The organism is Streptomyces sp. YS-3, from assembly GCF_045257485.1.
GTDB lineage: Bacteria > Actinomycetota > Actinomycetes > Streptomycetales > Streptomycetaceae > Streptomyces.
On record NZ_JBJHPC010000329.1, the window covers coordinates 1 to 8243 of the forward strand.

8 protein-coding genes and 1 riboswitch are annotated in these 8243 nt (G+C 69.1%); all 8 genes read right to left on the reverse strand.

Annotated features, from left to right (window positions below):
- The coding region (locus ACJA3G_RS23775) for an ABC transporter permease (protein ID WP_406555064.1) at nt 1-637 on the reverse strand (637 nt) is incomplete at its 3' end.
- Nucleotides 613-1710, reverse strand: coding sequence for a thiamine ABC transporter substrate binding subunit (locus ACJA3G_RS23780; protein ID WP_406555065.1), 1098 nt, complete (start codon nt 1708-1710; stop codon nt 613-615). The genes ACJA3G_RS23780 and ACJA3G_RS23775, both read right to left, overlap by 25 nt.
- Nucleotides 1711-1786: 76 nt before the next feature.
- Nucleotides 1787-1896, reverse strand: a riboswitch (TPP riboswitch).
- Nucleotides 1897-1928: 32 nt separating this feature from the next.
- The gene (gene rlmN, locus ACJA3G_RS23785) at nt 1929-3035 is read right to left on the reverse strand and encodes a 23S rRNA (adenine(2503)-C(2))-methyltransferase RlmN (protein WP_101390413.1); all 1107 of its coding nucleotides are present in this window, start codon (nt 3033-3035) and stop codon (nt 1929-1931) included.
- 103 nt (nt 3036-3138) lie between these two features.
- Nucleotides 3139-4260, reverse strand: a complete 1122-nt coding sequence (locus tag ACJA3G_RS23790) for a phosphatidate cytidylyltransferase (protein WP_406555066.1) — start codon at nt 4258-4260, stop codon at nt 3139-3141.
- The gene (gene frr / locus ACJA3G_RS23795; protein WP_365107124.1) at nt 4260-4817 is read right to left on the reverse strand and encodes a ribosome recycling factor; all 558 of its coding nucleotides are present in this window, start codon (nt 4815-4817) and stop codon (nt 4260-4262) included. Before frr ends, ACJA3G_RS23790 begins: the two co-directional genes overlap by 1 nt.
- A gap of 118 nt (nt 4818-4935) precedes the next feature.
- Nucleotides 4936-5715: a UMP kinase gene (gene pyrH, locus ACJA3G_RS23800; RefSeq protein WP_358836273.1), complete on the reverse strand. Its 780-nt coding sequence runs from the start codon at nt 5713-5715 to the stop codon at nt 4936-4938.
- A 159-nt stretch (nt 5716-5874) separates the two neighbouring features.
- Nucleotides 5875-6711, reverse strand: a complete 837-nt coding sequence (gene tsf / locus ACJA3G_RS23805) for a translation elongation factor Ts (RefSeq protein WP_406555067.1) — start codon at nt 6709-6711, stop codon at nt 5875-5877.
- Between the two features lie 119 nt (nt 6712-6830).
- Nucleotides 6831-7757, reverse strand: coding sequence for a 30S ribosomal protein S2 (gene rpsB, locus ACJA3G_RS23810; RefSeq protein WP_406555068.1), 927 nt, complete (start codon nt 7755-7757; stop codon nt 6831-6833).
- Between the last annotated feature and the right edge of the window lie 486 nt (nt 7758-8243).

Consider the following 8243-nt stretch of genomic DNA (forward strand, 5'->3'; position numbering starts at 1 on the left):
GGGCGGCGGCGGCGACGGCGGGCCCGAGGGCGGGCAGGGTCACCGTGCGCCACGCCGCGAGCCGGGAGGCGCCGAGGACCCGGGCGGCTTCCTCCTGGCGCGGGTCGAGCTGGGCCCAGAGGCCGCCGACGGTGCGGACGACGACGGCGTAGTTGAAGAAGACGTGGGCGAGCAGGATCGCCCACACCGTGGTGTCCAGCCGTACGCCCCACAGTTCGTCGAGCAGCCCGCCGCGGCCGAGCAGGGCGAGGAAGGCGGTGCCGACGACGACGGTGGGCAGCACGAACGGGACCGTGACCACGGCCCGCAGCAGGTGCCGGCCGGGGAAGTCCAGGCGCGCGAAGACGTACGCGCCGGGCAGTGCGATCAGCAGGGTGAGCGCGGTGGAGGCGAGCGCCTGCCAGGTGGTGAACCACAGCACGTGCCCGATGTCCGGCTCGGTGATCACCTCGATGATCCGGCCGAGCTGCCAGACGCCGTCGACGCGCAGCCCGCGGCCGACGATCGCGGCCACGGGCCAGGCGAAGAAGAGCCCGAAGAACGCGAGCGGCAGGGCCATCAGGCCGAGCCGCACCGCGTGCGCGCGCACCTTCGCCGCCCGGGGCGTACGGCTTACTTCAGCACGAGCGAGGACCACGTCTTGACCCACTGCTCACGGTTCTTGGCGATCTTCTCCGGAGCGACGTCGTGCGTCTCGGTGACCTTGGCGCCGAACCTGGTGAACAGCTCGGGCAGCTTGGCGTCCGGGAGGACCGGGTTCACGAACATGGTGAGCGGCATGTCCTCCTGGAACTTCTTGGAGATCAGGAAGTCGAGGAGGGCCTTGCCGCCCGCCTCGTTCCGGGCGCCCTTGAGCAGTCCGGCGAACTCGGTCTGGCGGAAGCAGGTGCCGGTGGCGACGCCGGTGGGGGCGTCGGCGGGCTGCGGCTTGGCGTAGAGGACCTCGACGGGCGGGCTGGAGGCGTAGGAGACGACCAGCGGGCGGTCGCCCTTGGCCTTCCTGCCGCCGGCCGAGCCGGAGAAGTCCTGGTTGTAGGCCTGCTCCCAGCCGTCGACGACCTTGACGCCGTTGGCCTTGAGCTTCTTCCAGTAGTCCTGCCAGCCCTGGTCGCCGTACTGCGCGGCGCTGCCGAGCAGGAAGCCGAGGCCGGGCGAGGAGGTCGCGGCGTTCTCGGTGACCAGCAGGTCCTTGTACTCGGGCTTGATCAGGTCGGCGAAGGAGCTCGGCGGGGTGAGCTTCTTGTCCGCGAAGTACTTCTTGTCGTAGTTGACGCAGATGTCGCCGGTGTCGACCGGGGTGACGCGGTGCTTGTCCTTGTCGAGCTGGACGGCCGCGGGGACGGCGGCCAGGCCCTTCGCCTCGTACGGGGTGAAGATCCCGTGGTCGAGGGCGCGCGAGAGCAGGGTGTTGTCGACGCCGAAGAACACGTCGCCGCGCGGGGAGCCCTTGGTGAGGATCTCCTGGTTGAGGGCCGCGCCCGCGTCGCCGCTCTTGAGGACCTTGACGGTGTAGCCGGTCCGGGCGGTGAACTCCTTGAGCACCGCGTCGGAGGCGGCGAACGAGTCGTGACTTACCAGGGTGACGGTCTTGGACTTGGTGGCGCCGTCGGCCTTGGGACTGTCGTCGTCCTTGCCGCCGCACGCGGCGAGCGCGCTGACCCCGACGGCGGCGGCGAGCGCGGTGGCCGCCATCTTCTTCGTACTGCGCATGGTGGTGATTCCTCCTGGAGTGACCAGGAAGAGACGCGGCCCTGCCCGCCGGGCGGCGGCGAGCAGGGCGCAACAGCTTGAGTGATGACCGAACTTCCTACCCAGAATGACCTGGGCGAGGTTCAGAGGGTCTGCGACCTGACGGTGTCGCACTCTCAGCGCTGTGGCGCTCCCCTGTCGGAATACAGATGTCGAGCTCTGCGGTTTTCGGGCTCAGACTACCTCTCGGACGCCGCGAGCTGTCCGCACGCTCCGTCGATCTCCTGGCCACGGGTGTCCCGGACGGTGACGGGCACCCCATGGGCCGCGATGGCCTCGACGAACGCCTTCTCGTCCTCGGGACGCGAGGCGGTCCACTTCGAGCCCGGCGTCGGGTTCAGCGGGATCAGGTTGACGTGGACCCGCTTGCCCTTGAGGAGGCGGCCGAGCAGGTCACCGCGCCAGGCCTGGTCGTTGATGTCGCGGATCAGTGCGTACTCGATCGAGATGCGGCGGCCGGACTTCTCCGCGTACTCCCACGCCGCGTCCAGGACCTCGCGGACCTTCCAGCGGGTGTTGACGGGCACCAGCGTGTCGCGCAGCTCGTCGTCCGGGGCGTGCAGCGAGACGGCGAGGCGGCACTTGAAGCCCTCGTCGGCGAAGCGGTGCATGGCGGGGACGAGGCCGACGGTGGAGACGGTGATGCCGCGCTGGGACAGGCCCAGGCCGTCGGGCTCGGGGTCGGTGAGGCGGCGGATGGCCCCGACGACCCGCTTGTAGTTGGCGAGCGGCTCGCCCATGCCCATGAAGACGATGTTCGACAGCCGGGCGGGGCCGCCGGGGACCTCGCCGTCGCGCAGCGCGCGCATGCCGTCGACGATCTGGTGCACGATCTCCGCGGTCGACAGATTGCGGTCCAGGCCCGCCTGGCCGGTCGCGCAGAACGGGCAGTTCATGCCGCAGCCGGCCTGCGAGGAGATGCACATGGTCACCCGGTCGGGGTAGCGCATCAGGACCGACTCCACCAGCGTCCCGTCGTGCAGGCGCCACAGCGTCTTGCGGGTGGTGTCGTCGTCGCACGAGATGTGCCGCACGACCGACATCAGGTCCGGCAGCAGCTCCTCCTGGAGCCGGGTGCGCGCCGCGGCGGGGATGTCCGTCCACTGGGCCGGGTCGTGCGCGTACCGCGCGAAGTAGTGCTGCGAGAGCTGCTTGGCGCGGAACGGCTTCTCGCCGATCGCGGCGACAGCCTCTTTCCGCTCGGCGGGCGAGAGGTCGGCGAGGTGCCGCGGCGGCTTCTTGGCTCCGCGGGGGGCGACGAAAGTGAGTTCTCCGGGCTTCGGCATGGTTCCTCAAGTGTCTCAGACATACGGAAAGGGGCCCGCCGTCCTGTGGACAACGAGCCCCCGACCGGTGAAAGCGCAGGTCAGCGTAGGGCGATGCGGCCTTTCAGCTGCCGACGAAGGCGACGAGCAGCAGCCACACCACCGGCGCCGTCGGCAGCAGGGAGTCCAGCCGGTCCATGATGCCGCCGTGGCCCGGCAGCAGCGTGCCCATGTCCTTGATGCCGAGATCCCGCTTGATCATCGACTCGCCGAGGTCGCCGAGCGTGGCGCTCGCCGCGACCGCGAGACCCAGCAGCAGGCCCTGCCACCACTGGCCGTCGTCGATGAGGAACTGCATGCACAGCGCGCCCGCCGCCATCGCGAACGTCACCGCGCCCACCAGACCCTCACGGGTCTTTCCGGGGCTGATGCGCGGCGCCAGCTTCGTCTTGCCGAAACGCCAGCCGATCGCGTACGCCCCGGTGTCGCTGACCACGGTCAGCAGCAGGAAGACGAAGACGCGCCACGGCCCGTCGTCGGCGCTCAGCATCATCGCCACGAACGTCGCCAGGAACGGCACGTAGAACGCGGCGAAGACACCGGCGGTGACGTCCCTGAGGTAGCCCTCGGGCTTCTCCGTCATCCGCCAGACCAGCACCGCGAGCGAGGTGAGCGCCATCGCCACCCAGGCGCCCTCGGCACCGCGCGCGTAGCCGGCGACGACCATCGCCGCGCCGCCCACCGCGAGCGGCACCAGCGGCACCTTGATGTCCTTGCGCTCGTCCAGCCGGGAGGCGAGCTCCCACAGGCCGACGACGACCGCCACCGCGATCACTCCGACGAAGACGGCCTTGACGACGAACAGCGACGCCAGGATCACCGCGCCGAGCCCGACGCCGACCCCTATCGCGGCCCGCAGGTCGCGCCCGGCCCGCTTCTTCTCCGGCTGCGCGGGCCGCTGCGGCTGCGGCGGAGTCGAAGGTGGTACCGAGCTGGGCATGGGCTCCTGCGGCGTCTCTTCGCGGAACAGGGGGCCGCTCACCCGAGCGGTCCCCCGGTCACGTTCTTCGCTGACCACGGCGTCTGTGCCCACGCCGTCGGTCACTACGGGCATGGGCTGTGTCCGGGACGGGGCGTCATACGCATCGTAGGCAGCCCCCGCCGAAGGCACCTCCTGGGAAGGCCCCTGGACGGGTGGCCCCCAGTGCTCGGGTCGCGGCGGAGCCCCCCAGGAAGAGTCGTTCATCAGACCTCTAGCAGCTCTGCTTCCTTGTGCTTGAGCAGCTCGTCCACCTGCGAGACGTACTTCGCGGTGGTGTCGTCGAGCTCCTTCTCCGCACGGCGGACCTCGTCCTCGCCGGACTCCTTGTCCTTGACCAGCTTGTCGAGGGCGTCCTTGGCCTTGCGGCGCACGGAGCGGATCGACACCTTGGAGTCCTCGGCCTTGGTCCGGGCGACCTTGATGTAGTCCCGGCGGCGCTCCTCCGTCAGCTCCGGGAACGTCACCCGGATGATGGAGCCGTCATTGCTCGGGTTGACGCCCAGGTCGGAGTCGCGGATCGCCTGCTCGATGTTGCGCAGCGCGCTCTTGTCGAACGGGGTCACCACGGCCATACGCGGCTCGGGCACCGAGAACGAGGCCAGCTGGTTGATCGGCGTCAGCGCACCGTAGTAGTCCGCCACGATCTTGTTGAACATCGCCGGGTGCGCACGGCCGGTGCGAATCGCGGCGAAGTCCTCCTTGGCGACCACGACGGCCTTCTCCATCTTCTCCTCGGCTTCGAGGAGGATTTCTTCGATCACCACTTGCTCCTGCATGTCTTGAGTGGGCCGGGAGTCGTGTCGGGTGCTCGACGGCCCTGCGTAACCCGCGTCTTTCCCTGCACGGTGTCCGACCGTCAGGGGATTGTCCATCCCCCGGTCAGGCCCGGGTGCCCTGGTCGCTCACGAGCGTGCCGATCTTCTCACCCTTGACCGCGCGCGCGATATTGCCCGCGGTGAGCAGTTCGAAGACCAGGATGGGGAGGTTGTTGTCGCGGCAGAGGGTGATGGCCGTCATGTCCGCCACCTTCAGGTCGCGGGTGATGACCTCGCCGTACTCCAGCGCGTCGAACTTCACGGCGTCCGGGTTGACGCGGGGGTCGGAGTCGTAGACCCCGTCCACCCCGTTCTTGCCCATCAGCATGGCCTCGGCGTCGATCTCCAGGGCACGCTGGGCGGCCGTCGTGTCGGTGGAGAAGTACGGCATGCCCATGCCCGCGCCGAAGATCACGACGCGGCCCTTCTCCAGGTGGCGCACGGCACGCAGCGGGATGTACGGCTCCGCGACCTGGCCCATCGTGATGGCGGTCTGGACCCGGGAGTCGATGCCCTCCTTCTCCAGGAAGTCCTGGAGCGCGAGGCAGTTCATGACCGTGCCGAGCATGCCCATGTAGTCGGAACGGGCCCGGTCCATGCCGCGCTGCTGGAGCTCGGCCCCGCGGAAGAAGTTGCCGCCGCCGATGACGACGGCGATCTGCGCCCCGTCCCGTACGACGTTGGCGATCTCACGGGCGATGGCGTGCACGACGTCGGGGTCCACGCCGAGACCCCCTCCGCCGGCGAACGCCTCACCGGAGAGCTTCAGCATGAAGCGCCCGGTCACCTTGCCGTCGTCGCGCTTGTGGTCAGCCTGAGTGGCGGCGTCCGCGCCCTGATTCATGGGGATCTCCTCGTACACATACGAAGAAGGCCATTGCCGGTGGGTGCTGTGTCCCTGAGCGGCAATGGCCTCCTCGTCAGATCTGCGGTCGTCCGTCGCGAGCGCGGCCGACGACTGCCTCAGACCCTAGCGGGGTCTTCCGTCGATCGCTGGACGGACTCAGATGCCGACCTTGATACGCGTGAAGCGCTTCAGGGTGACACCGGCCTCGTCCAGAACCTTCTGGACCGACTTCTTGTTGTCGAGCGCGTACGGCTGGCCAAGGAGCGTGGCGTCCTTGAAGAAGCCGTTGACGCGACCCTCGACGATCTTCGGGAGCGCGGCCTCGGGCTTGCCCTCGGCGCGCGTGGTCTCCTCGGCGACACGACGCTCGGTCTCGACGACCTCGGCCGGAACGTCCTCACGGGACAGCCACTTCGGGGCGAACGCGGCGATGTGCTGCGCGATGCCCTTGGCGACGTCGGCGTCGGCCTTGTCCAGCTCGACCAGGACACCGATCTGCGGCGGCAGGTCGGGCATGGTGCGGTGCATGTACGCGAAGACGAAGCCGTCCGCGTACTGCGCGAAGCGGTCCAGGACGATCTTCTCGCCGAGGTTGGCGTTGGCCTCGTCGACGTACGCCTGGACGGTCTTGCCGGCCTCGATCTCGGACGCGAGCAGCGCGTCCAGGTCGGCCGGGGAGGTCTTGGCGACGTGCTCGGCCAGCGCGGCGGCGGTGGCCTGGAACTTGTCACCCTTGGCGACGAAGTCCGTCTCGCACTTCAGCTCAAGGAGCACACCGGAGGTGTTGTCCTCGGCGATGAGGGAGACGACCGCACCGTTCTCGGCGGAACGGCCCTCGCGCTTGGCGACGCCCTTCTGGCCCTTGATGCGCAGCGCCTCGACGGCCTTGTCGACGTTGCCGTCGGCCTCGTCCAGCGCCTTCTTGCAGTCCATCATGCCGGCGCCGGTGAGCTCGCGGAGCTTCTTGACGTCAGCGGCGGTGTAGTTCGCCATGAGTCTGGGTTTCTCTCTCGAAGTCTGACTCGAAGTCTGAAAGATCTACGGGGCTACGGGGTGACGGCGGGGGCACAGACTGTGCCCCCGCCGTCACCGCCGAAGCGAGGACCCGAAGGTCAGGCCTGCTCGGCGTCCGCGGCCGGCGCCTCGTCGGCCGGAGCCTCCGCAGCGGCCTCGGCCGGCTTCTCGGCCTCGGCGGCCGGCGCCTCGGCGGCAGCGGCCTCGGGGGCGGCAGCCTCGGCGGACTCCTCGGAGTCGGCCTTCTTGTCACCCTCGAGCAGGTCGCGCTCCCACTCGGCGAGGGGCTCGCCGGCGGCCTTCTCGCCCGGCTTGGAGTCGCCGGTGGCGGCGCCGGAACGGGCGATGAGGCCCTCGGCGACGGCGTCGGCGATCACGCGGGTGAGCAGGGTGACGGAGCGGATCGCGTCGTCGTTGCCCGGAATCTTGTAGTCGACCTCGTCGGGGTCACAGTTCGTGTCGAGGATCGCGACGACCGGGATGTGGAGCTTGCGCGCCTCACCGACGGCGATGTGCTCCTTCTTGGTGTCGACGATCCAGACGGCGCTGGGAACCTTCGACATCTCACGGATACCACCGAGGGTCTTCTCCAGCTTGGCCTTCTCGCGCGAGAGGACCAGGAGCTCCTTCTTGGTGAGACCCGAGGCCGCGACGTCCTCGAAGTCGATCTGCTCGAGCTCCTTGAGGCGCTGCAGACGCTTGTAGACGGTGGAGAAGTTGGTCAGCATGCCGCCGAGCCAGCGCTGGTTGACGTAGGGCATGCCCACGCGCGTCGCCTGCTCGGCGATCGCCTCCTGCGCCTGCTTCTTGGTGCCGACGAACATGATGGAGCCGCCGTGCGCGACGGTCTCCTTGACGAACTCGTAGGCGCGGTCGATGTACGACAGCGACTGGAGCAGGTCGATGATGTAGATGCCGTTGCGCTCGGTGAAGATGAAGCGCTTCATCTTCGGGTTCCAGCGACGGGTCTGGTGACCGAAGTGGACGCCGCTCTCCAGCAGCTCCCGCATCGTGACGACGGCCATGGCCGTACTCCTTGAGGTACTCGGTTATCGCGACCGCCGGGCGGCTGCCGCGCCTGACGCCCCGGTGCGCCGTGCCCCGCACCGGACTGAACAGGTGAGGGACCGAGAGGCGCGGCCGATGGTCTGGACCATCGGCGGGGCGTGCGAAGTCGACCCGGTCACCCGGATCGCCACAAGAAGTGTACGGGACCCTCACCGTGCCGGGTGACGCCGCTGTCCACAACGGACCGGTTGTCCACAGCCCAGGCCCATGATCACCGCGAATCGCCCGTCTTCGCCATGCTCTCCCCATGGAACTGAAGCGGCTGGAAATTGCCCGGAGGGGAATCGCGCGGAGGGGGCTGAGGCGGAGGGGACTGATGCGGTGGGGACTGATGGGAGTGGGACCCGTGCCGGTGGAAGTCGTGCCGCCGGAACCCGTGCCACGCGAACCCGTGCGGCGCGCGTTACGACTGGGGCTGGGGCGCGGCCTGGCCGGGTTGGGAG